The organism is Flavobacterium sp. 38-13, assembly GCF_001899155.1.
In the GTDB taxonomy this organism is placed as follows: domain Bacteria; phylum Bacteroidota; class Bacteroidia; order Flavobacteriales; family Flavobacteriaceae; genus Flavobacterium; species Flavobacterium lindanitolerans.
This window is the reverse complement of sequence record NZ_MKVG01000023.1, coordinates 89,914-112,818: the sequence shown is the minus strand read 5'-3', so window position 1 is coordinate 112,818 and position 22,905 is coordinate 89,914. Positions and strand designations below refer to the sequence as shown.

Below are 22,905 nucleotides of genomic sequence, written 5' to 3'. Positions count from 1 at the left end.
TAATTACGCTTTAGATGCTTTTAGTTTTTCTCTTCTTCTTTCTGCCCAAGAAATTGCATGTTTGTCAAGACTTACAGTCAAGAAACGCATTACTCTTTCGTCACGTCTGAATTCAGTTTCGAAAGCAATTAATACTTCAGGAGCTACTTTGAATTCAAACAGGTGGTAAAAGCCACTTTTTTTGTGTTGGATTTCGTAAGCCATCTTTTTTAGGCCCCAATCCTCTTTTGATACCATCTCTGCACCTCTGGAAGTAAGAAAATCTTCGAATTTGCTTACTGTTTCCTTTACCTGTACTTCAGATAAAACGGGATTCAAGATGAAAACAGTTTCATAGTGATTCATAATACAATGATTTTATTTGTTATAAAATTGGGTGCAAAAGTAACTATTTATTTTTAATGCACAAGCGAAATCCAATTATATTCGATGAATTACAAAAAAATGCGGAAAATATTGTTTTTTAATAAAAAAATTGTTCTACATTTATCGTACCCAATCTATAAATTCTGATTTATTATGAAATTGAATTGTGTTGTAGTAGATGACAGTGCCATACAAAGAATGACAGTAACCAAATTGGTTGCAAATCATCCAAACCTGAACTTGGTGGGCGATTTTTCCAATGCCATTGAAACTAAAAATTGTCTTACCAATAAAGAAGTGGACCTTATTTTTTTAGATATTGAAATGCCTGTCATTAATGGATTTGATTTGCTTGACGGATTAAAAGTAAAACCACAGATTATCTTTATTACCTCAAAAGCAGAATATGCCGTCAAAGCATTTGATTATGATGCAACAGATTACCTTCAGAAGCCTATTTCACCCCAGCGTTTCAATGCTGCGGTAAAAAGAGCCATGGACCTTTATCTGCTTCGTAAAGAAAATATTGATGAAGACAGCGAACACATTTTCATCAAGAGTAACCTGAAAAAATTAAAAATCTTTACTTCTAAAATCAAATGGATTGAAGCTTATGGCGATTATGTTAAAGTAGTCACTGAAGACGAGAACCACCTTGTATTATCGACCATGAAGTCGTTTGAAAACGATTTATCAAAAGAACGCTTTATCCGTGTTCATAAATCGTTTATCATTAATATTGACAAGGTAGACAAATTCAACAGCAAGTTTGCCGAGATTGGTGTGACCAAAATTCCTTTGAGCAGAAATAAAAAAGAGGATTTGGTGAAAGCTTTGGCTTCGGCTTAATAGAAATCAACATTTACGGCCACTTTAATCGGTCTGTATTGCGATACCGTTTCAAAACTATTCAGTATTTTCTGGATAGTTTTTTTTGTGCTTCCTAATGGCTGGTTTTGGGGAATCTTGATTAGGATGGTGCGTATGTACTCATTCCTGATTCTGCCTATAGCCGGTTCTTCAGGCCCTAATACCGGCAGGTCGAGATTCTGGCTCATGACCTGATACAGCCACATGGAACCGTCTTTTAGTTTTTCAAAATCACGGTGTTTGAGTGTAATCTTGATGAGTCGGAAATAAGGCGGATATTTAAAAATATGCCGGTCATACAATTGTTCTTTGTACATCCCCATATAATCATTGTTGGTAACCTGCTGGATTGTGTTATGGTTCGGGTTGTAGGTCTGAATAATGACCTTCCCTCTTTTCCCGGAACGCCCTGCCCTGCCTGAAACCTGTGTCATCATCTGATAACTTCTTTCAAAAGCACGAAAATCCGGATGGTACAACATATTATCGGCATTCATAATACCTACCAGGGAAACATTATCAAAGTCCAGACCTTTGGCCAACATTTGGGTTCCTACCAAAATATCTATTTCCCGATTTTTAAAGCTGTCCAATATTTTTTCATAGCCGTATTTGCCACGGGTAGTATCCTGGTCCATACGGGCTGTCTTTTTATTGGGAAACAATCCGGCCAGCTCCATTTCTATCTGTTCCGTACCAAATCCTTTGGTAGTAAGGTCTACGCTTGAACAGTTATGGCAACGGGTTGGTTTTGCCATCGCATAGCCGCAATAATGGCACCTTAGTTGGTTTTTATGCTTATGATAGGTCAGGCTCACGTCGCATTGCGGACATTCAGGAACGTGACCACAGGTCATACATTCCAAAACAGGTGAATAGCCACGACGATTTTGGAACAATATTACCTGTTCGCCTAAAGCCAACGCTTCTGCCATGTATTCGAGCAGTGTATCGCTAAAATGACCTTTCATTCTTTTTCGGAAGTACTTGTCTTTAAGATCGACCAATTCAATTTCCGGTAGCATTACATTTCCAAAGCGTTCGGTAATTTCTACCAAACCGTATTTGCCTCCGGACGCATTAAAATACGTTTCCAGACTTGGCGTGGCAGAACCTAAAAGCACTTTGGATTTGAAATAGTTTGCCAGAACAATTGCCGCATCGCGGGCGTGGTATCTTGGTGCCGGGTCGTATTGTTTGAACGTCTGCTCGTGTTCTTCATCAATAATGATAAGTCCCAAGTCATAGAACGGCAGAAACAGTGCCGACCTTGCCCCTATTACAATCTTTGCTTTTGGAGAATTTTCCAATACCTGTTTCCATACTTCTACCCGTTCGTTATTAGTGTATTTGGAATGGAATACGGCGACCTGATTACCGAAATGAGCCGTCAATCGTCCGACCAATTGGGTTGTAAGCGCGATTTCCGGCAAAAGATATAACACTTGTTTTCCCGAGGCAATATAGCTTTCTATCAACCTAATATAGATTTCGGTCTTACCACTGGAAGTTACGCCATGCAACAGACATACTTCTTTCTCTTCAAAAGCGTTTGAAATTTCATCGAATGCTTTTTGTTGGGCTGTACTTAGTTGAAGGTTATTCTCTTTTTGGTTTTTATCAAAAGAAACACGGTCTTCCTGTATATAATATTCTTCAAAAATGGCTTTATCTACCAATGCCTTTACCACAGCAGATGTAGCCTGAGAATGTTCTAAAAGCTGTTTTACGGAAACAGGTTTTTGTTGAGAAGCATTGAGTTGAAAATAACTCAATAGAATTTCTTTTTGCTTTTGTGCCTTTTTATTTAGATTATCTATTAAGGCTATCAGATTCTGTTCGTCGACGTAATCTGTATGCAGACGGATATATTTAGTAAGTTTGGGCTTGTACAACTCTACTACTTCTTCCTGAACCGCCAGTATTTTTTTATCGATAAGTTTTTGGATTGTCGGAAAAACATTTTTCTTGCCTAATAAGGCTACAATATCCAATACTTTAAGAGAGCTTTGGTGTTGCAAGGCTTCATAAATAAGGAACTCATCGTCAGAAAGCTGCGTTTCGTCAACTTCGGTTTCTTTTTTCTGCGATATGATGGTTTCACTTTCTAACAGTAAAGCCGAAGGCATGGCACCACGATATACATCGCCAATGGCACACATATAATACGAAGCTATCCATTGCCAATGGGTAATCTGGATTTCGGTTACGACTGGAATTTCGTCTAAAATCTGATGGATTTCTTTGGCTTCGTATAGAGCAGGTTCATTTTGATGCAATTCTATAGACAATGCCGTATACACTTTGCTTTTGCCAAATGGCACTGCAATACGCATTCCTTTTTGAATGTAATTGTATTCTGCTTCTGAAACCCTGTAGGTAAAAGTTTTAGATAAAGACAGAGGAAGAATGACTTCTACAAAATACATTTAAAGGCTGTTTGGTTTTTACAAAGATAAGGGTTTGCCTGAATAGTTCTATATTCAATAATTATAATGCAAAACAAAACCTTAGCACATTAATCACTTAGAATCTTTAAATTGAATGCGGATTAAATCGATGACGCGGATTTTCGCGGATTTATAAATATGGATAAACAAAACCCAGAACCTCAGTAGCTTGCCCTCCTTAGAACCTTTTAAAATTAAATGCGGATTTACGCGGGTTTTCAAATCAGAATAAACAAAACTTAGAAACTCAGTAGCTTAGAGCCTTTAAAATTGAACGCGGATTAAACCGATGACGCGGATTTTCGCTGAATTTTAATATTAGAATGAACAAAACTTAGGAACTCAGTAGCTTGCCTAAACCAATGACGCGGATTTACGCTGAATTTTAATATTAGTAGAATGAACAAAACTTAGAAACTCAGCACCTTAGCCACTTAGAACCTTAGCAAAAACTCAATTAAACAAATTCTTTCTCTTTAATCGATTAATAGCTCCATTTAACTCAAAGCCCAACAAAAGAATCATACAATTCAACCAGATATAAATCATCAGAATTAGCAGTGTTCCGATAGAACCATAGAGTTCGTTGTATTTTGCAAAACGCACTACATAAATCCCGAAGATAAAGGAAGTCAGTATAATTAAAATGGTAGTAAAGACAGAACCTATGCTAAAAAAGGAATGGCGTCGGGTTTGTTTGGTTCCGAATTTAAAGAGTATGGAGGTTGCCGTCAGAATCATTAATCCAACGAATACAAAACGGCCAATGCTAACAAAATTGATGTTTTCAAACAAACCTTCGCTTTTCATACGCTGTATGATGTATTCGAAAACGACAATGGAGGAAACAGTTACAATTAACAGGAACGATAATATAATGGCTATACCTAAAGCCACAGCATACTGACGAAAAAAGCCACGGGTGACGGTAATATGTCTTGAAATTTCAAAACCTCCCAATATGGCATTGACACCGTTCGCCATCAAAAAGATAGAAAGCAGGAAACCCGAGGAAAGTAATCCGCGGTAACTGTTATTTAAAATATCATTGATGATTTTGTAGATGGCTTCATAGGTATTGGGCGGTACGCTTTCTTCTACGAATTTCAGGAAATCGGCTTGAAATCCTTCAATGGGAATGTACGGAATCAGGTTTAGGATAAAGAGCGCAAATGGAAAGAGCGCCATGAAAAAGCTAAAAGCAATCGCACTCGCCCTATAGGAGAAGGCTCCTTTGGCAATTCCGATAAAATAGAGTTCGAGCAGGTCGTAAAGCGATAATCCCTCCAGCCACGGCAGCTTGATACGCTGCGTGAGATGCATTAGCGGACGAATTACGGGAATTTTTTCGAGCTTGTCTTCTATTATCTTTGTCACCTTGTTTGTTTTAGATGGCTTTTAGGCTAAGATCCATATTATAGACTGAATGCGTCAGCGCTCCGGATGAAATGTAATTGACACCACAGTCCGCATAATTTCGGATTGTCTTTTCATTGATATTTCCTGAAGATTCCGTTTGACATTGGTCACCAATTAAAGCTACAGCTGTACGGGTCATATCATAATCGAAATTGTCGAGCAGTATTCTGTAAACGTTATCCGATTGCAGGATTTCGCGTACTTCATCCAGGTTTCTTGCTTCGACTATTATTTTTAAATCCAGATTGTTTTGCTTTAGATAGTCGTTTGTCTTTTGGATGGCTTTGGTAATTCCTCCGACAAAATCGATATGGTTATCTTTTAGCATGACCATATCATATAATGCAAACCGGTGGTTTTCTCCTCCTCCTATTTTCACCGCCCACTTTTCAATAGCACGGATACCGGGTGTTGTTTTTCTGGTGTCCAGTACTTTGGTTTTGGTTCCTTCCAAAAGTCGGGCAAAGGATTGGGTTTTGGTTGCTATGGCAGACATACGCTGCATGGCGTTTAACACCAGGCGTTCTGATTTTAGTATGGATTGTGAGCTTCCGCTAACATGAAAGACAACGTCACCGTATTTTACAGGTGTTCCATCCTGAATGAATGTTTCTACTTTCAGGTCTTTATCAACATATTGGAAAATCATTTTGGCAAATTCCACTCCGGCAATAATACCTTCGTCTTTTACCAAAAGCTTGGCTTTTCCTTGTGCTGTTGCGGGAATACAGGCTAATGAGCTATGGTCGCCATCGCCTACATCTTCGCGTATTCCGTTTTCTATGATTAGTCTTAATTCGTTTTGAAACTGTGCTTCTGAAATCATCTTGCCATTTTAATTGAAGCTAAAATAATAAAATCTTTAGACTTGAATGCTGTTTGCTTTATTTAATTGCCCACAATTTACCGGGTTTTCTATTTTTTGAATTCCTGATGAGATAGGCTTATCTTTGCCGTGCAACACTTAGAAACTTAGCATCTAAAATCTTAGAAAAAAATGAACATCAAGCTTATCGCCATTGGAAAAACCGACAATAAATCGTTACAAACGCTGATTGACGATTATCAAAAACGTTTGTCTTTCTATATTAAGTTTGAGCTGGAGATTATTCCGGATATCAAAAATGTAAAGAATCTTTCGGAAGCGCAGCAAAAGGAAAAGGAAGGCGAATTGATTTTATCAAAATTGGCTGCCACAGACCAGCTTGTGTTGCTAGATGAGAATGGTAAGAGTTTTTCGAGTGTCGGATTTTCTGAAGAATTGCAGAAGAAGATGAACTCAGGCATCAAGACCCTGGTTTTTGTTATTGGCGGCCCTTATGGTTTTTCAGAGGCCGTTTATGCTAAGGCTCAGGGAAAGATTTCGTTATCTGCCATGACGTTTTCGCACCAGATGGTTCGTTTGTTTTTTATTGAGCAGTTGTATCGAGGTTTTACTATTTTGAGGAATGAACCATACCATCATCAATAGTGGATAGTTGATAGTTTTTAGTGGATAGTTGTTGGAGTGGATAGATGATAGTGGATAGTGTTTAGTGGATAGTTGTTGGAGTGGATAGATGATAGTGGATAGTGTTTAGTGGATAGTTGTTGTAGTGGATAGATGATAGTGGATAGTGTTTAGTTGGGCTTGCGGTATAAACAAATTTATTTATAGAACCAGCTTTCTCTAAAATCTTAAATCAAAAATTCTCTAAAACAAACACTTCTTATCTAAACCCACTAATAACTAAAGCCTATCCATTATCAACTAACAACTGCTATAAACTATCAATTATCAACTGCTCGACAGAGCATAACTGTTTCTAAGGCTTCTTTTACATCGTGAACTCTTAAAATCTTTGCGCCTTTGAGTAGGGAAATTGTATTGAGGACTGTGGTTCCGTTCAGGGATTCCTGTGGTGTGGTACCTAATGTTTTGTATATCATGGATTTTCTGGAAATGCCTGACAGGATTGGCAATTCAAGCATTTGGAACAGTTCGAGTTTGTTCATTACTTCAAAATTCTGCTCAGTGGTTTTTGCAAAGCCAAAACCGGGATCGATTATGATGTCGTTTATGCCAAGGCTTCGGGCGTGGTTTACTTTTTCGGAAAAATAGTAAAGCATGTCTTTAATGATGTCATCATATTGCGTAAGGCTTTGCATCGTTTTCGGGTTGCCACGCATGTGCATCATGATATAAGGCACATTATATCTGGCTACGGTTTCCATCATTTTGTCATCTAATCCTCCGGCAGCAATGTCATTAATGATTGCCGCTCCATGTTCGATGGCATTTTTGGCCACCCCACTTCGAAATGTATCAACAGAGATAATAATTTCCGGGAAAACTTTTACCAACAGGTCGATTATGGGAATAAGCCTGTTTAATTCTTCCGCTTCGGAAACAAATTCGGCATTGGGTTTTGAGGAATAGGCTCCGATGTCAATAAAAGTAGCGCCTTCATCCAACATCTGTTTTACTTTATCAATGATAGCCTGTTCGTTGTCATTTTTTCCTCCATCATAAAAAGAATCGGGAGTGATATTCAATATTCCCATTACTTTGGGAGTTGAGAGGTCGATAAGCGTTCCTTTGCAGTTCATTTGACTGGTTCTCGTCTTTATATTTTTTATTGGATTGGAAAATTGTCTGTTGCAAGGCTTTTTGCTTTTCGCCCTAAACCTTTTTTCACTATTTTTGGACAAATTTCATACAAAGATACACCAAATAATGAATAGTACTTCTCAAGAATTTGACCGCATCATTGGCATCTGCCGCTCTTTATATATCAACAAAATGCAGGATTACGGTAGTGCGTGGCGCATCTTGCGACTGCCATCGCTAACCGACCAGATTTTTATTAAAGCACAGCGAATCAGAAGCCTTCAGGAAAACGACGTCCGTAAAGTAGATGAGGATGAAACGGGAGAATTTATCGGTATTATCAACTATTCTATCATGGCGCTTATCCAATTGGATTTGGGTGTGGTCGACCAGCCGGATTTGGATACGGAAAAAGCAACACAGCTTTATGATGAAAAGGTAGCTTTGACAAAAGCTTTAATGGAAGCCAAAAACCATGATTACGGCGAAGCCTGGCGTGATATGAGAGTGAGTTCCCTAACCGATTTGATTTTACAGAAACTATTGCGCGTCAAACAGATTGAGGACAACAAAGGAAAAACTATTGTTTCTGAAGGTATTGATGCCAATTATCAGGATATGATTAACTATTCTGTTTTTGCCCTGATTCTGATGGGTTTTGCCAAATAACAACTCATTAACAAATTAGATATAGCATTAGCTTTATTTTTGAGAAAACTTAAACTCATGGAAAACTTTAAAAAATACCTGCCCTGGACCATCCGTATCCTGATTTCTTTCTTATTTCTAATTTCGGCCGTAGCTAAATTATACCCGTCCCCTTATTTTGCTATTTCTACATTTGAAGTAAAACAGCTCTATCCGATGGGATTTTCAGAAGATTTTTCTGTTTTCTTTTCCAGAATATTAATCGGGATTGAATTGGCCTTGGGTCTTTTATTGCTCCAGCCGCATTATTTAAAGAAATGGGTAATTCCGGCTACGATATTGATGCTTGTCGTATTTACAACGCACTTAACCATTGATACCATTCAAAATGGTGGTAATACCGGAAACTGCGGTTGCTTTGGCAGCCTGCTTCCTATGACGCCAATTGAGGCTATTATCAAAAATGTTATTGCAATTGTGCTCCTGGCGTATTTGCTGTATTTGTTACCAAAAGGAGCTACAGATAAAAAGAATTTCTGGGTACTGACAACTGTTACTCTTGCGTGTATACTAGCAATTTTTATGATGGCTCCTATACAGCCAAAAGCGGTAGAAGGCAATATTGACGATGCTTCTGCCCTGCCTATTGAATCTTTAGATACTTTCCCAACACAATCTGCCGATTCTTTAGCGACAGCTCCTGCTGCGGAAACTAAAACTGCAGAAACTCCTGTTGTTGAAGCAGAAGCTAAAGCAGCCGATGAGCCTGCTCCGCAAAAATCAGGTTATGCGCAGTATTTCAGTAAGGCAGACCAAGGCAAGAAAATCATCTGTCTTTTTGTTCCGGGTTGTGACCATTGCCGCGATGTTGCAAAAGAATTGGCAGAAATGAGAGCAAAAAACAAAAACTTCCCGGAAGTATCTGTTTTATTTATGAACGAAGAACCTGAAAAGATTCCTGATTTCTTCAAATTTGCAGGTACAGAATATCCGTATAAAGTTTTGGAAGTGATTCCTTTCTGGAAACTTTTAGGCACCAGTAAAGATACTCCGGGCGTCATTTACCTTTGGAATGGAAACAAAATCAAAGAATGGGACGGTATCAACGAAAAGAAATTCGTAGGTTCTGAACTGCAGAGTGTCTTGAAAAAAAGCTATTCAGAGCTTAAAAAATAAGCATCGTTGATTAAATACTTAGTACATAAAATAGGATATGCACTGCTGACACTTTTCGGAGTTGTCACAGTCATATTCTTTTTATTTAATGTATTGCCCGGTGACCCGGCAAGAATGATGCTTGACCAGAATGAAAATTCAGAACAATTGGCAATTGTCAAGAAGAAATATGGATTTGACAAGCCTATTTCTACACAATATTTATATTACCTCAACGACCTTTCCCCTGTTTCTTTCCACAGCAAAAATCAGGAGGATTATACATTTCTTACGGAAGGAAAATACAATGCCCTGCGTTTGTTTTCAATCGGAAATAATGAAGTCGTATTAAAAACGCCTTACCTGCGCGAAAGTTTTCAGAAAAGTGGCAAGAAAGTATCGGATGTGATTGGAAATACGTTACCCAATACCTTTCTGTTGGCTTTATTTGCTATTATTATTGCCATTGTAATTGGAATTCTGCTGGGAATAGTTTCGGCACTCTACAAAGACACCTGGCTCGACCGACTTATCGCTTTGTTAAGTACACTTGGAATGAGTATTCCCTCCTTTTTCAGTGCCATTTTGTTCGCCTGGCTTTTTGGATTCCTGCTGCACGAATATACCGGACTAAACATGACAGGAAGTTTGTATGAGGTAGATGATTTTGGAGAAGGACACTACATTCAATGGAAAAACATAGTACTTCCAGCAATTGTTTTGGGTATTCGACCATTGGGTGTTGTGATACAACTAATGCGTAATTCGCTGTTAGAAACATTTGGACAGGATTATATCCGAACTGCCCGCGCTAAAGGACTATCAGAATTCCAGATTATAAGGAAACATGCTGTAAAAAACTCCCTGAATCCTGTAGTAACGGCTATTTCAGGTTGGTTTGCTTCGATGTTGGCAGGAGCTGTTTTTGTAGAATTTATATTTGGCTGGAACGGCTTGGGAAAAGAAATTGTAGAGGCTTTAAATAATTTAGACCTGCCCGTAATTATGGGTTCGGTATTGGTGATTGCTACAACTTTTGTAGTGATTAATATACTGGTAGATATGGTATATGCGTATTTAGACCCGAAGATTCGATTGCAGTAAATTTTATTACCAACCCTGGCAGGGTTTGAAACCCTGCCAGGGTGAAATATTTAATAAATCTTTCTGAAAACTTAGTAGTATATTTGCTTATCACATTAAGAAAAAAAACAATGAAAAAAATATTCTTATCACTTCTTGTCGTTTTAGGAACCATTTCTTGTTCTAAAGCGCAAAAAAGCGAATTTTCTCCGGAAGCACTGACTGAAAAATTACAGACATTAGACGGAAAAGAAATCTCTTTTAAGGAAATATTGAACAAACACAAAGGAAAAACTCTTGTAATAGATGTTTGGGCTTCCTGGTGTGGTGACTGTGTTAAGGCGATGCCGAAAGTCAAGGATATGCAGGAAAAAAGTCCAACGACAGATTACATCTTTATTTCTATGGACAAAACTGCCGACAAATGGAAAACCGGAATTGAAAAGCATGACCTTAAAGGGGAGCATTACCTGGCTCCGGACGGTATGAAAGGTAAATTTGGAAAAGCGATTGACCTGGATTGGATTCCGAGATATATCGTCATTGATAAAAAAGGAAAAATTGCTATCTACAGAGCTATTGAAACCGATTTTGATAAAATAAACGCTACTTTAAAAAAACTAAAATAATGAGACAAAAGATTGTTGCAGGCAACTGGAAAATGCACAAAAACGCTGAAGAAACAGAAGATTTACTAAATGACCTGATTGATAAACTTCCAAACGATGTAGAAGCCCATATCATTGTAGCTCCTACTTTCGTTAATCTGGCTTCTGCCGTTGACCATCTTGAATTTACCAACATTGGTGTTGCCGCACAAAATATGCACCAGGCCGAAAGTGGCGCCTTTACAGGCGAAATTTCTGCCGATATGCTTAGAAGTATTGGTGTAGGCATTGTTATTTTAGGACATTCTGAAAGAAGAGCTTACTTCCATGAAACGGATGCCCTTCTTGCTGAAAAAGTGAATACGGCACTAAAGCATGACATGCAGGTTATTTTCTGCTTTGGAGAAGAATTAAAAGACAGACAGTCCGGAAACCATTTCAATATTGTAGAAAACCAATTAAGAGACGGATTGTTCCATCTGGAAGCCAAAGACTGGGAAAATATCATTCTTGCCTACGAGCCGGTTTGGGCTATCGGAACAGGCGAAACTGCTACACCGGAACAGGCACAGGAAATGCACAAATTTATCAGAGAAACAATTACTGCTAAATACAGCGCTACGCTTGCTGAAGAAGTTTCAATCCTTTACGGAGGTAGCGTAAAACCAGATAATGCAAAGGAAATTTTCTCCAAGCCTGATGTGGATGGCGGACTGATTGGCGGTGCCGCTTTAAAGGCATCTGATTTTGCTGCTATTGTCGCTTCTATATAAGCATCAGATAAATTAACATAAAAAAGGCCCGGATTTCGTATTCGGGCTTTTTTATTAAGGCAATATTACGCCAGCATTATGCCTTAACATTTATAAAACATCCGGATAGCACCTCTTAAACATTCTTTTATGAGACAGTAATAGCTGATTAACACCACATAGTGACTTTTGTCGGAATTAATCAACTACATACTTATGTCACACAACTACACCTCAAAAACAGGAAAAGTACTCCAGATGCTTCTTCTCCTTTTTGCAGCCCAATTTATGAATGGGCAAACCCTTATCCATTATTGGAATTTTAACAACAATGCTTCAGTAGCCACTATTACGACTCCAACGCAGACATTGGTTACCGGTGCTTCGTTAACTGCCATTGCAGGAGGAATCAGTACTATTGACTTTGCAGGAGGAACCGGGCAAAATTTTGATGTACAAAATCTGAATGCCAGAAATAATGACGCTTCAGGTACACATTTACGTTTTAACGACCCGATTGGCGGTGCGTTGCAATTTGCATTGCCAACAACCGGCTATGAAAACATCATTGTAAAGTTTGCCACACGCCGTTCAGGTTCCGGAGCCGGAAACCAAAAATGGTCGTATACGGTTGACGGAACTACTTTTGTTCCTTTTGCTACCATTGCTCCAAACAACGGAAATCCTGCTTTAGAAATATTGGATTTCAGCGCTATTGCAACTGTAGATAACAATCCCAACTTTAAACTAAAAGTAGAATTTGAAGTTGGAGCCGGAGGAACTGTCGGCAATAACCGTTTTGACAACTTTACTGCTGAAGGCAATAGTGTTGGCGGTGGTGATACTGTGGCTCCAACCGTAACTTATGTTCCTGCCAATTCCAGTACCAATATTGCTGTAGATGCCAATATTACCATAAACTTTAATGAAGCTATCCAATTAGTTAATGATGCCGCAATCGACAATACGAATGTAGACGCTTTGGTAGAATTGCGTCTAAATAACGCATCTGGAGCCTTGGTTCCATTCGATGCTACTATTTCAGGAAATACCATCACGATCAACCCTACTTCAAATTTGGCTAATAACCAGACGTATTATGTTGCCTTGCTTCCAAATACGGTAGAAGATCTTAGTGGTAATGCAGTAACAGCGGTTACTTCAAGCTCATTCACTACCATTGCGGTACAAACTCAATTCCAGGCCAGCGATTTGGCCTTTGTGGGTTATAGAATGAATGCTTCCGGAACAGAAGACGAAGTTGCTTTTGTTACTTTTGTAGATATCCTTCCGGGTACTTTCCTGACTTTTACGGACTCAAAATATACGTCAAACACCCAACCACAATGTCCAAACGGAATTGTATGGACTGTAGGTGCTAACGAATGTATTCCGGCCGGTTCTGTAGTGAAAATCCAAACCTCAGCTTTAATTGCCAGCAAAGGAACCGTTACAGGTTCTGGTTTTGGATTAAGTTCTGGTGGCGATCAGATTATCGTTTATTCCGGAACAGCTGCTGCTCCTAATTATATCACAGCTCTAAGTTCAAACGGTTGGGTTACTACAAATGCTTCTTGCAGCGGAAGCTTATCGATGTTACCAGCCGGATTGGTTGATGGAACAAGTGCCTTAAACACTTCAACTGCTCCAGGCAACGATGCAGGAAATGCAGTAAACGCTTATTATAATGGTGTACAGACCGGAACTACGACTATTTTAAAAACGGCAATCCTGAATCCTGCTAATTGGGTAGCAATTGCCGGAGGTACAGCTCCTCAAACGTGGCCGGTTTGGAATTTTCCAAGTTCCTTACAGGTACAGAATGCTGTTGTAATAAACAACACTACTCTTCAGATTACATTTAACGCCAACCTTAATGTTGCTTCGGCTTCTAACGTTGCTAATTATACCGGAGTTGCTAACCTTAGTTCGGTTAACGTATCAAACAACATTGCTACTTTAACTTTCTCAGTTCCTTTTGCTCCTGCTACAAATTATGCATTAGTCATCAGCAATATCCAGGATGCTTCCGGTACTGCTATGGCTTGTCCTTATACTTACAACTTTAGCTTTAATGCTACCTTATCATTGGCTTCTAATTTTATTACTGTTAATGAAGATTCCGGAGTTTTAAATTTTGTTGTCAATCTTGCTGCTGCGGCAACGGGTTCTGTTGACCTGGTTGTAAAATCGGCTCCGTTCAGTACAGCAGATTCTAATGATTTTACGTTCACTACAAGAACATTAAACTTTACTTCTGCCAGCACTTTGGCACAGACTATCCAGATTCCGATTATTGACGATACAACTCCGGAACAGCAGGCAGAATATTTCGTATTGAGCCTTGAAAACCCTGTTGGATATACAATTACCGGAAATCCGATGGCTACCATCTATATCAAGGATAACGACAGAGCTGCAAAAGTTCCGAACAACGATATCCAGTTAAATTATATTGGAAGTTTTGACCCGTCAGGAAGCAATAGCAGCACTTGCGAAATTGTAGTACACGACCCTGCTTCTCAAAGATTGTTCACAACAAGTGCTGTGGCAGGTTATCTTGACATTATTGATTTCTCAAATCCAACAGACTTGACGGTAGTAAACTCCATCAACATGAATCCTTACGGAGGTGTGACCAGTGTTGCCGTTAAAAACGGAGTTGTTGCCGTAGCCTCACCAAATGCAAACGAAGCATTAAACGGTTCTGTAGTGTTTTTCAATACTGATGGTGTTTTCCAGAAACAGGTTACGGTTGGTGCACTTCCTGATATGATTACGTTCACTCCGGACGGCACAAAAGTACTAACGGCTAACGAAGGACAGCCCAATGCAGACTATACAGTTGACCCAGAAGGCTCTGTTAGTGTAATTGATATTTCAGGAGGAATCGCTTCCCTTTCACAATCTAACGTAACGACGATGCTGTTTACACAGTCCAACAGTCAGGAATCGGCTTTAATAGCTGGTGGTGTCAGAAAATTAAAAGCATCAAGTACACTATCACAAGACCTTGAGCCGGAATATATCACAATTAGTGCTGATTCTCAAAAAGCATGGGTTGCCTTGCAGGAAAACAATGCTATAGCCGAAATCAACCTGACAAACAATACGTACACTTCTATTTGGGCATTAGGCACAAAAGATATGAGTGTAGTTGGAAACGGAGCCGATATTTCTGATAATAACGGACAAATCCTGATTGCTAACTGGCCAATAAAATCATTCTACCAGCCTGATGGAATCGCTACTTATGCTGCTGGAGGTACTAATTATATCGTAACAGCTAATGAAGGTGACGAAAAAGAATACACAGGATTCGTTGAGCGTATTACTATCGGAGCGTCAGGTTACGGATTAGATGCTGTTGCTTATCCACAGGCAGCTATGCTAAAAGAAAGCTATAATGCAGGTCGATTCAGAGTCTCCGCCTTTTCAGGCAATACAGATGCTGATGCCGATTTTGAACAAATTTATGCTTTGGGAGGGCGTTCCTTCTCTATCTTTAATACCGACACCAAACAGCTGGTTTTTGACAGTGGTGACGATTTTGAAATGTATACTTCTTTGACACCATCTATTAATCCAATCTTTAATGCCGATCATGAAGATAACACACCAAAAGGAAGAAGCCGTGCCAAAGGTCCGGAACCGGAAGGCGTAACACTTGCTGAAATTGCCGGAAAAACTTTTGCTTTTATTGGTTTGGAAAGAATTGGTGGTGTTATGGTATATGATGTTACCAATCCAAACGACGTGAAATTCGTAGATTACAAAAATAGCCGTAGCGTTTCTGCTTATGCCGGTGACCACGGTCCGGAAGGCATTACGTATATCAAAGCTGCAAACAGCCCTACCAATAAAGATTATATTGTAGTGGCTAATGAAATCAGCGGTACGTTGACTTTGTTTGAAATAAACACAGAAAACCTTTCTGTACCTGGATTCGAAAATGAGCCTAAAACGTTCGTATTGTTCCCGAATCCGGCAGTTGACGGAATCGTATACTTTAACAGAATAGCTGATATCGAAGTTTTCGATTATACAGGAAAATCAATTCACCAGGCAAAACAAGCCCTGACAATAGATACTTCATCATTCGCATCAGGTATTTATCTGGTAAAAACTTCAGAAGGAATTACAAAGAAACTTGTTGTGAAGTAATCCTTCTTTTACCTTCCTTTCTTCAAAAGCCGGTTTCGTCCTGAAACCGGCTTTTTATTTGCTATCCCGTAAAGTTCTATCATAAAAAAGCCTGTCATATTTGAACAGGCTTTTATACTTAGCGTCTTGGCGCCTTTGCGAGCTGTTCACGCAAAGGCGCAGAGCCGCAAAAAAATAGTAGTAAAATTATGTTTTATGAGGTTTAGAATTAAAAAAGCTGGCTTCTACATTTTGAGCCAGCTTATTAACCATATATTTTTTATTCTTAAATTCCTATTTCTATCTGAAATCTCAAATACCAGTTTTGTTTAGTACTTCCGTCAAAATAATTCAGGTCGTCTAGTGTCAGCTCTCCTTGTAATTTAAAAGCATGTTCCCAGATGTATTTGGTAAGGCCAATGCTGTATTGTTTTGCATTAGGTGCATATTGCCTGATATCATCATGTACTTTTTGTGTAGAGAATCTTCCAATAATTTCATAATTGGTTGGGAAAAGATAACTCAATTGGTAGTCCATACCGCTTCCAACAAATACATACTTTATGTCCTGAATATCTTCGGGATTGACCGTAACCGGATTATTGGCAGTTCTTGACATATAGCTTGACATGGCAGCCCAACCATCATATTTTACGATGGCATCCAACAAGACTGATTTCATGGTTCGCTGTTCAAACAAGTCGTCACCCAATTGTCCTTGTGTTCTTCTGGCGTGGTTGTTTTGCTGGAAAGCTGCAGAAAGCATCAGTTTTGGCTTTTTCTCGCGGGCAATATCACCTTCAAAATAAACACCGTCTTTTGAAAATGCGCCAAATGGAAGAATCTCTACTTTTCCGGTAAGCGCTACGCCATTGTCATTGCTTTTTGTCCAGTTTCTTCCTTCACCGGTACTAACGGCTGTTTTGACATTATAGGAGAACTTTTCAGCATAATCATTTAAGTAATGTGCCTGAAAACCAAAATCCCTATCAATCGTAAACTTTGCATTATTGATAGAGCGGTCCGTTAGTTGCAAACCTCCGGATGAGTTAACCCTTTGCCTGTTTCCCGGAAGTTTGGTCTGTCCAAAACTAAAACTCCAGCTTTTGTTAGGCCTGTAATAGACTACCGCATCACGGATAATATTAATATTTTCACCTTCTTCAATTTCACCTACATCGCCCGGAGCAAAAGAAAGCTGTAAAGCGTATAGAAATTTTGGGTTTCCGACATAACCGTCAAAACGCAACCTCAATCGTCTGATTTGCCCGTCATAAGCCGCATCTTCACCTTCATTCTGTATATAAGTAACCCTATTCTGCATTCTGAAACGGATATTCAGTTGGAAAAGGCTGTCGGGAGACGTTAATCCCAAACCGCGACCGAAATTATAATAGGGTAAGGTGGGAAGTTTCAGGTCATTGTCTTTTGTAGTAACTTTAATGTCCTGTGCTTGTGCAGACAGTCCTAAGAACAATAGAAAGAGAGGAAAAATTTTCTTCATTTTAAGTTTTGATTGGTGTAATTTTCGACAAAGGTAAATTCACATTTTGGAAACACTTAGGACACAAATATTATTTTTCTTTGTGTAAAAATACACATACGTTATCATAGCGCAAACTTAATATTAATTTTAACCGCCGAATGTTATGATAATATTACCTTTGCAAAAATTTTATGTTATGGCAAATACCTATCTGGGATATCACTTCAAAGTAGAACCAAAAGAACTGGGTTCGGAAATCCTTGTAGCTGAATTGGGCGAAAAACCTTTTGAAAGCTTTATCGAGACTGAATTCGGAGTTACGGCTTATATCCAGAAAGCACTTTGGACCGAAGATGTCCTTGAGGATATTTTTATATTGACTTCACCTGAATTTACCGTAAGCTATACGATAGAAGAAATTGAGCAGGTAAACTGGAATGAAGAATGGGAAAAGAATTTCGAAGCAATTGATGTTGATGGAATTTGTCATGTACGTGCCCCATTTCATGAAAAAACGGATGCCCAATATGATATCGTTATCGAACCTAAGATGTCTTTTGGTACCGGGCATCACGAAACAACACACATGATGATTCAGCATCTGCTTGAAACGGATGTAGCGGGAAAGAAAACGTTGGACATGGGTTGCGGAACGGCAATTTTAGCCATTTTGGCTGAAATGAAAGGTGCACAACCTATCGATGCCATAGACATTGACAATTGGTGTTATTTAAATTCCATTGAAAATGCCGAGCGTAACAATTGCAAACACATTACCGTTTATGAAGGCGATGCGGCTTTACTTGCCGGACGTAATTATGATGTGATTATCGCCAATATCAACCGAAATATATTACTGGAAGACATGCAGCAATATGTTGATTGCCTGAATCCGGGAGGCACGCTTTTCCTAAGCGGTTTTTATGAAGAAGACATTCCTGTAATTGATGCTTCGTGCACAGAAAAAGGACTAACCTATGTTAAAAAACATCAAAAAAACAACTGGGTGGCCCTGAAATACGTAAATTAGCCAAAATTTTGATTATGAGCACTAAAGAAAAAATTTTAGAAGAAGTACTGGTTGAAGAACTGACTTCCTTAAACAATGAAATTATTCTTTATAATGACGATGTGAATACCTTTGACCATGTTATCGATACGTTGATACGGGTCTGCAATCATACTTCCGAGCAAGCAGAGCAATGTTCCATCATTGTGCATTATAAAGGAAAATGTACCGTGAAAACCGGTTCGCTGGACGAATTGAAACCACAGTGTACCCAGTTGTTAGAAGCCGGACTAAGCGCTGAGATAGTTTAAATAGAACAAGTTGTCCAAGAGATGAGTAGTCCAACCAAACTTGCCAACAGATTTCGCGAAGTAATTTTAAATGGTACCTGGATTGCAAATACCAATTTTAAAAATGAATTAGACGATTTAGATTGGGAAATTGCTACTGCAAAATTTCAAAATCTAAATACGATTGCTATTCTTGCTCAGCATATCCATTACTATATAAATGGAGTAAAAAATGTATTTCTTGGTGGACATTTAGAAATAAGCGATAAATACAGTTTTGATTTTCCTGACATTAATTCCCAACAGGAGTGGAAAAATTTTCTTGTAAAATTTTGGAATGATTCTACAGAATTTGCTCAACTGATTGAAAATTTGGATAAGGAAAAACTAAATGAACCTTTTGTCGACGAAAAATATGGAACTTATTTGAGAAATATTGACGCAATGATTGAGCATTCTTATTACCATTTAGGACAAATTGTTTTAATAAAAAAAATTATTCAAAATAGTCGGGGCTAAACCTCGCCGATTAGATAAAAAAAGGCTCCCATTAGGAGCCTTTTTTTTATCTAATCAGTTTTTTGTAAAAACTTTTACGACTTTCACCGGAACACCACTCACGTCAACCGTATTTTCATACCGCAATTCTGAGCCGTTTAATTTTGTAACCTGATAGGTGTCAGTCCCAATCGTTAGCGTATTCCCATTTTTAGCCCATGTCGACTGGCTGGCGTCTTCTACACAGGCATTGTTCTGGTCTTTATTCATCAAAACATTCCGGAAAACGCCTCCTTCTTTAAACTCAACATGGTCTTTTTCACAGCCGTTTTCATGACCAACATAACTTTGGTCAGTCGGAGTGCCATTTCCTGTTGTTACGATAGTTTTGTTATAATTCCATTTACCAACAATAGTTCTTTCGAAACCACCATCATCTGAATTACAGGATGCGAATAATAAGCCTGTAACGGCAGTCATGCAAAACAAAATTTTATTCTTTCTCATAGGGTTGTGTTTTGAAAATATAACTAAAAAACCGGCTAAAAATTGTGATATAGTGGCAATACATCCAAAAGAGGCTTGCAAAGTTTTCATTTCAAATCGTATATTCGTAATACTAAAACCTAACCCCAACACATTTTGTCGAAAAAATTACTCCTATTAGTCCTGTTCAGTTATTTTCTGGGTTTTTCCCAGGAACTCCCTCCTATACTGAAATATGCCTCCAACATGTATGGAGCCGGCAACCAAAACTGGATGATAACCCAGGACAGTAACCAGTTTATCTACTTTGCCAATAATGAAGGACTCCTGGAATTCAATGGTGCCAACTGGACGCTTTATCCATCGCCTAACGAAACCATTATACGGTCAGCAAAATCCATCAATAACAGGATATACACAGGTTGCTATATGGAGTTTGGCTATTGGGAGAGGAAAAAAGACGGCTTATTAAAATATACTTCGCTAAGCAAACCCATAATAGACAAAATGCTGGACGATGAACAGATTTGGAATATCATCGATTATGACCAATGGGTCATCTTCCAATCGCTCAACCAGATTTTTTTATACGATACCAAAACCTCCAAATTCAAGATTATTTCTCCGAAAGGAGCCATTTCAAGAGCCTTTAAAGTTAACGATGCTATCTATTACCAAACCTACACAGAAGGTCTTTTTGAAATTGAAAATGGTGAAGGCAAACTGATTTCCAATGACCCGGTCCTGTTAAAAAATAAAATTGTAAACATTTTTTCCAGAAATGGCGGTCTGTTATTACAAACGCAGTTCAACGGTTTTTACACCTATTCCAATGCCCGGTTCGAAAAATGGCATACCGAAGCAGATGCAGACCTTTCTGCCAGCAGTATTTACAGCAGCCAAATTCTTTCAGACGGAAGCTTTGCCCTGGGCAGCGTTTCCAATGGCATATTTATCATCTCCAAAGAGGGAAAAATGCTGTATCATATTACCCAAAACAAAGGATTAAGCAATAACACGGCACTTTCTATTTTTGAAGACCATGACCATAATATCTGGATTGGACTCGATAACGGAATCAATTGCATCAATATCAATTCGCCCGTGCGTTCTTTTGCAGACGATACCGGAATACTGGGCACAGTCTATACTTCCATTCTCCACGATGGAAAATTATATGTAGGGACCAATCAGGGATTATTTTATAAAAATTACGGTTCGGCAGAAGATTTCAAATTCATCAATGGCACCAAAGGGCAGGTCTGGACGCTCTATTCATATAAAGGCACTTTGTTCTGCGGCCATGATTCCGGTACATTTATCGTTAATGGAAACACGGCAAACTCTATTTTTATTACTTCCGGAACCTGGAAGTTTGAAAATGTGCCGGGTCGGGAAGATTTATTGCTTCAGGGCAATTATTACGGAGTTTCTGTCATCGAAAACAAAAACGGACAATGGATTTTCAGAAACAAAATAGAGGGCTTTGACTACTCCTCTAAACATTTCGAGATTACGAAAAACTTTGAAATATATGTAAGCCATGAATACAAAGGAGTTTTCCGTTTTCAGGTTGACCGCGACCTGCGAAAAACAAAGGAATTCATCACCTATTCCTATCCAACAAAAGGGAAAAATGCCGGACTGACAGAATTTAACGGCAGTATTTACTACTCCTATAAAAGCGGTATTTTTAAACTTGATCCAAAAACAAAGAAATTTGAAAAGGATACGGTTTTAAGCCGTGTCTTTGAAAAAGACGGTTATACATCGGGCAAATTGATGGTCGACAATTCAAACAGGCTGTGGTTCTTCACTAAAAATTACATCAATTATTTTTCATACGGAAAATTGAGCAGCCAGCTTAAGCACAATATTATTCCTATACCGTCTTCTCTTACCAACTCAATGCTGGGTTATGAAAACATTACTCAGATTTCTGATTCTGTTTACCTAATCGGGACTACAGACGGTTATTATACTATCAATATTGATGACCTGAAATTCAGCAAATACAAAATTTTCATGTCGGGCATTATGGTCAACAAGTCCAATGAAAGCCCAAGGCATGCATTGATAGACGGGCATTCCGACTTTAAATTTGCCGACAACAATATTACCTTTTCATATACGGTTCCTGAATTCAATAAATATATTAATGCAGAATACCAGTTTCTTCTTGAAAACTATCAGGACCAATGGAGTGAGTGGAGCAATAAGCCAACCATAAATTTTAAAAATCTTCCACCCGGTGATTATACTTTTAAGGTTCGTGCCAAAATAGGCAGCGAATTGTCTGAAAACACCATTTCTTATACGTTTACTATCCTAAAGCCCTGGTACAGGACTACCCTGGCCGTTATTATCTACATCATCATTTTTATTGTGATGGCCTATTTCATTAACCGTGCCTATAAAAATTACTACCACAGGCAAAAGGAAAAACTAATCGAAGAAAATAACCGACTGCTCGAAATCAAGGAACTGGAAAGCCAGCAGGAACTGATGAAAATCAAAAACCAGCAGCTTGAACAGGACTTTGAAAGCAAAAACCGTGAACTGGCGGCTTCTACAATGAGCCTCATCAAAAAGAACGAACTGTTAAGTCTCATTAAGGAAGACCTGAAAAGAACTTCGGAAGAAGGAAACAGGAATATCAAGTCTGTCATTACCACTATCAACAAAAACATAAGCGAAGAAGACACCTGGAATATTTTCAAGGATGCATTTAATAATGCCGATAAGGATTTCCTGAAAAAAGTTAAAAACCTGCATCCTTCCTTAACGCCAAACGACCTGAGACTTTGTGCCTACCTCCGGTTAAATCTTTCTTCAAAAGAAATTGCCCCTTTACTTAACATTTCTGTACGAAGTGTTGAGATAAAACGATATCGTTTGCGCAAAAAAATGGATTTATCGCACGAAGATGGACTTGTAGAGTATATACTTTCGATATAACAAACCACAACAAACAGCAAATTTACCTATACATTACCACAACAACAACGTTGTAATTAGCTTTTTAACAGTAAGAACGAAGGTGTTAGCGAAA

19 protein-coding genes are annotated in these 22,905 nt (G+C 38.6%); 12 read left to right on the top strand and 7 right to left on the bottom strand.

Translation table 11 applies throughout. The features are described 5' to 3' along the window. Window positions 1-3: 3 nt before the first annotated feature. A complete protein-coding gene (gene rpsF / locus BGO88_RS17280) occupies window positions 4-345 on the bottom strand; it encodes a 30S ribosomal protein S6 (RefSeq protein WP_056065785.1) in 342 nt (113 codons plus the stop codon). Window positions 346-519: 174 nt separating this feature from the next. Between rpsF and BGO88_RS17275 the strand changes: the two genes are divergently transcribed. Then, window positions 520-1,215, top strand: coding sequence for a LytR/AlgR family response regulator transcription factor (locus BGO88_RS17275; protein ID WP_056065783.1), 696 nt, complete (start codon window positions 520-522; stop codon window positions 1,213-1,215). On the opposite strand, the gene priA is transcribed toward BGO88_RS17275, so the two are convergent. The 3 genes from priA to nadC form a co-directional block, all read right to left on the bottom strand. After that, entirely contained in the window at window positions 1,212-3,665 is a 2,454-nt protein-coding gene (gene priA, locus BGO88_RS17270) for a replication restart helicase PriA (RefSeq protein WP_286707721.1), read from the bottom strand. The genes BGO88_RS17275 and priA overlap by 4 nt on opposite strands. Window positions 3,666-4,139: 474 nt before the next feature. Then, on the bottom strand, window positions 4,140-5,063 hold the full coding sequence (locus tag BGO88_RS17265) for a YihY/virulence factor BrkB family protein (protein WP_056065778.1): 924 nt from the start codon (window positions 5,061-5,063) through the stop codon (window positions 4,140-4,142). Window positions 5,064-5,073: 10 nt separating this feature from the next. Next, window positions 5,074-5,931 carry a carboxylating nicotinate-nucleotide diphosphorylase gene (nadC, locus tag BGO88_RS17260; RefSeq protein ID WP_286707720.1) on the bottom strand — a complete coding sequence of 286 codons (858 nt, stop codon included), beginning with the start codon at window positions 5,929-5,931 and terminating at the stop codon, window positions 5,074-5,076. Between the two features lie 171 nt (window positions 5,932-6,102). Between nadC and rlmH the strand changes: the two genes are divergently transcribed. Continuing rightward, window positions 6,103-6,576, top strand: a complete 474-nt coding sequence (gene rlmH, locus BGO88_RS17255; RefSeq protein ID WP_056065771.1) for a 23S rRNA (pseudouridine(1915)-N(3))-methyltransferase RlmH — start codon at window positions 6,103-6,105, stop codon at window positions 6,574-6,576. A gap of 299 nt (window positions 6,577-6,875) precedes the next feature. Here rlmH and folP read toward each other — a convergent pair whose 3' ends face one another. Then, window positions 6,876-7,694: a dihydropteroate synthase gene (gene folP / locus BGO88_RS17250; protein WP_286707719.1), complete on the bottom strand. Its 819-nt coding sequence runs from the start codon at window positions 7,692-7,694 to the stop codon at window positions 6,876-6,878. A gap of 127 nt (window positions 7,695-7,821) precedes the next feature. On the opposite strand from folP, the gene BGO88_RS17245 reads away from it, so the two are divergent. The 6 genes from BGO88_RS17245 to BGO88_RS17220 all read left to right on the top strand — a co-directional run bounded on the left by BGO88_RS17245 (window position 7,822) and on the right by BGO88_RS17220 (window position 16,105). Next, on the top strand, window positions 7,822-8,364 hold the full coding sequence (locus tag BGO88_RS17245) for a DUF1599 domain-containing protein (RefSeq protein ID WP_056065768.1): 543 nt from the start codon (window positions 7,822-7,824) through the stop codon (window positions 8,362-8,364). Window positions 8,365-8,421: 57 nt separating this feature from the next. Continuing rightward, window positions 8,422-9,519: a MauE/DoxX family redox-associated membrane protein gene (locus tag BGO88_RS17240; protein WP_286707718.1), complete on the top strand. Its 1,098-nt coding sequence runs from the start codon at window positions 8,422-8,424 to the stop codon at window positions 9,517-9,519. A gap of 6 nt (window positions 9,520-9,525) precedes the next feature. Further along, a complete protein-coding gene (locus tag BGO88_RS17235) occupies window positions 9,526-10,602 on the top strand; it encodes an ABC transporter permease (RefSeq protein ID WP_056065763.1) in 1,077 nt (358 codons plus the stop codon). Between the two features lie 110 nt (window positions 10,603-10,712). Next, window positions 10,713-11,210, top strand: a complete 498-nt coding sequence (locus BGO88_RS17230) for a TlpA family protein disulfide reductase (RefSeq protein ID WP_286707717.1) — start codon at window positions 10,713-10,715, stop codon at window positions 11,208-11,210. Beyond that, window positions 11,210-11,962, top strand: coding sequence for a triose-phosphate isomerase (gene tpiA, locus BGO88_RS17225; RefSeq protein ID WP_056065756.1), 753 nt, complete (start codon window positions 11,210-11,212; stop codon window positions 11,960-11,962). The genes BGO88_RS17230 and tpiA overlap by 1 nt, the downstream gene beginning before the upstream one ends. A 195-nt stretch (window positions 11,963-12,157) precedes the next feature. Beyond that, window positions 12,158-16,105 (top strand): choice-of-anchor I family protein, encoded by a 3,948-nt coding sequence (locus BGO88_RS17220; protein ID WP_286707716.1) that lies wholly within the window; start codon window positions 12,158-12,160, stop codon window positions 16,103-16,105. 265 nt (window positions 16,106-16,370) lie between these two features. On the opposite strand, the gene BGO88_RS17215 is transcribed toward BGO88_RS17220, so the two are convergent. Then, the gene (locus BGO88_RS17215; RefSeq protein WP_286707715.1) at window positions 16,371-17,588 is read right to left on the bottom strand and encodes a porin; all 1,218 of its coding nucleotides are present in this window, start codon (window positions 17,586-17,588) and stop codon (window positions 16,371-16,373) included. A gap of 178 nt (window positions 17,589-17,766) precedes the next feature. Here BGO88_RS17215 and prmA point away from each other — a divergent pair, with 178 nt between their 5' ends. Genes prmA through BGO88_RS17200 form a run of 3 tightly spaced genes read left to right on the top strand, consistent with a single transcriptional unit; the run spans window position 17,767 to window position 19,388 of the window. After that, window positions 17,767-18,600: a 50S ribosomal protein L11 methyltransferase gene (gene prmA, locus BGO88_RS17210; protein WP_273237847.1), complete on the top strand. Its 834-nt coding sequence runs from the start codon at window positions 17,767-17,769 to the stop codon at window positions 18,598-18,600. 14 nt (window positions 18,601-18,614) lie between these two features. Beyond that, window positions 18,615-18,890 carry an ATP-dependent Clp protease adaptor ClpS gene (locus BGO88_RS17205; RefSeq protein WP_056065742.1) on the top strand — a complete coding sequence of 92 codons (276 nt, stop codon included), beginning with the start codon at window positions 18,615-18,617 and terminating at the stop codon, window positions 18,888-18,890. Between the two features lie 21 nt (window positions 18,891-18,911). After that, the gene (locus tag BGO88_RS17200; protein ID WP_273237846.1) at window positions 18,912-19,388 is read left to right on the top strand and encodes a DUF1572 family protein; all 477 of its coding nucleotides are present in this window, start codon (window positions 18,912-18,914) and stop codon (window positions 19,386-19,388) included. 54 nt (window positions 19,389-19,442) lie between these two features. On the opposite strand, the gene BGO88_RS17195 is transcribed toward BGO88_RS17200, so the two are convergent. Further along, window positions 19,443-19,874, bottom strand: a complete 432-nt coding sequence (locus BGO88_RS17195; protein ID WP_143395025.1) for a lipocalin family protein — start codon at window positions 19,872-19,874, stop codon at window positions 19,443-19,445. Between the two features lie 135 nt (window positions 19,875-20,009). On the opposite strand from BGO88_RS17195, the gene BGO88_RS17190 reads away from it, so the two are divergent. After that, window positions 20,010-22,811 (top strand): triple tyrosine motif-containing protein, encoded by a 2,802-nt coding sequence (locus tag BGO88_RS17190; RefSeq protein ID WP_286707714.1) that lies wholly within the window; start codon window positions 20,010-20,012, stop codon window positions 22,809-22,811. Window positions 22,812-22,905 lie beyond the last annotated feature (94 nt).

Coding starts and splice junctions, on each gene's coding strand:
- rpsF (WP_056065785.1), bottom strand. CDS start 345: ATGAATCACTATGAAACTGTTTTCATCTTGAATCCCGTTTTATCTGAA.
- BGO88_RS17275 (WP_056065783.1), top strand. CDS start 520: ATGAAATTGAATTGTGTTGTAGTAGATGACAGTGCCATACAAAGAATG.
- priA (WP_286707721.1), bottom strand. CDS start 3,665: ATGTATTTTGTAGAAGTCATTCTTCCTCTGTCTTTATCTAAAACTTTT.
- nadC (WP_286707720.1), bottom strand. CDS start 5,931: ATGATTTCAGAAGCACAGTTTCAAAACGAATTAAGACTAATCATAGAA.
- rlmH (WP_056065771.1), top strand. CDS start 6,103: ATGAACATCAAGCTTATCGCCATTGGAAAAACCGACAATAAATCGTTA.
- folP (WP_286707719.1), bottom strand. CDS start 7,694: ATGAACTGCAAAGGAACGCTTATCGACCTCTCAACTCCCAAAGTAATG.
- BGO88_RS17245 (WP_056065768.1), top strand. CDS start 7,822: ATGAATAGTACTTCTCAAGAATTTGACCGCATCATTGGCATCTGCCGC.
- BGO88_RS17240 (WP_286707718.1), top strand. CDS start 8,422: ATGGAAAACTTTAAAAAATACCTGCCCTGGACCATCCGTATCCTGATT.
- BGO88_RS17230 (WP_286707717.1), top strand. CDS start 10,713: ATGAAAAAAATATTCTTATCACTTCTTGTCGTTTTAGGAACCATTTCT.
- tpiA (WP_056065756.1), top strand. CDS start 11,210: ATGAGACAAAAGATTGTTGCAGGCAACTGGAAAATGCACAAAAACGCT.
- BGO88_RS17220 (WP_286707716.1), top strand. CDS start 12,158: ATGTCACACAACTACACCTCAAAAACAGGAAAAGTACTCCAGATGCTT.
- BGO88_RS17215 (WP_286707715.1), bottom strand. CDS start 17,588: ATGAAGAAAATTTTTCCTCTCTTTCTATTGTTCTTAGGACTGTCTGCA.
- prmA (WP_273237847.1), top strand. CDS start 17,767: ATGGCAAATACCTATCTGGGATATCACTTCAAAGTAGAACCAAAAGAA.
- BGO88_RS17205 (WP_056065742.1), top strand. CDS start 18,615: ATGAGCACTAAAGAAAAAATTTTAGAAGAAGTACTGGTTGAAGAACTG.
- BGO88_RS17200 (WP_273237846.1), top strand. CDS start 18,912: ATGAGTAGTCCAACCAAACTTGCCAACAGATTTCGCGAAGTAATTTTA.
- BGO88_RS17195 (WP_143395025.1), bottom strand. CDS start 19,874: ATGAGAAAGAATAAAATTTTGTTTTGCATGACTGCCGTTACAGGCTTA.